Annotated in this window: 1 protein-coding gene and 1 pseudogene; both read right to left on the bottom strand. The window is 37.6% G+C overall.

Annotation, left to right across the window (positions count from 1 at the left end; all coding sequences use genetic code 11):
* Nucleotides 1–501: UxaA family hydrolase (locus AC1DND_RS28655; RefSeq protein ID WP_477586334.1), on the bottom strand; the 501-nt coding region annotated here is incomplete at its 3' end.
* A gap of 8 nt (nucleotides 502–509) precedes the next feature.
* Nucleotides 510–891 (bottom strand): annotated as a pseudogene (locus AC1DND_RS28650) (glucose/galactose MFS transporter); the annotation flags it as partial.

The following is an 891-nucleotide window of genomic DNA, read 5'->3' as shown; positions in this document are numbered from 1 at the left end:
AACCAGTTTGTGGGTGTAAGATTTATATTTGTCATCTACCGCATAACCCAACTCACTATAAAGCGATTCTTTAATAATATCCAGATTTCTGTTTTCGCAAAAAACAGTCGGGATAAACAACCAGTAGTTAGCAGTACCCACTGCACCGTTTTTACGGTGATAACCATTAAAACTGCGGTTGTTATATTTACTTACATCAGGCGCTTCCCATTTGTAATTAACATTGCGATAGGCAAATGGCTCTGCAGCATGTTTGGTGTTCTCTACATTCATCCGCATACCGACCTTTACATCAAACTGTACCTTTCCAACCAAAACGCCGTACATCATTACCTCATCGCCTGCTTTCATATCCTGCATAAAAAATTTATGCTTGGCAGGGATCTCATCAACAGTAACGTAGGTATTCCCTTCATGCACTATTTTGGTATCTTTAGGTAAATCTTGTAACGCAACCAAAACATTATCAGCATTGTTAATCTTGATGACTAATTTTTTCATTGTCAATTTTATACTTCTAAACTAATTTCTTTTTCAATGTGATTGGGTTTCCGTCCTTTCCAACCGAAGTAGAAAACCACTAAAAAGCATATAAATGGTACTAAATACCCATATTGTATGTTGTGCGTGGCATCTGAAATCAAACCTAATATCGGTGGTAAAAAGGCACCACCAACAATAGACATCACAATTAACGATGAGCCCAGTTTYGTATCTTTACCCAAACCTGCTATACCCAACGAGAATATGGTTGGGAACATGATCGACATAAAGAAAGAGACACCGATTAAAGCATAAACGGTAATCATGCCGCTTGCAAAAATAGATACGAGGGTAAGTAAAGCACTAATTAATGCATAAAGCATCAGTAGTTTGTGGGCAGCTACGTAT

It is taken from the genome of Pedobacter sp. 01N416 (assembly GCF_056399685.1).
The sequence above is the reverse complement of the archived record's forward strand: the minus strand, read 5'-3'. Positions and strand labels throughout refer to the sequence as shown.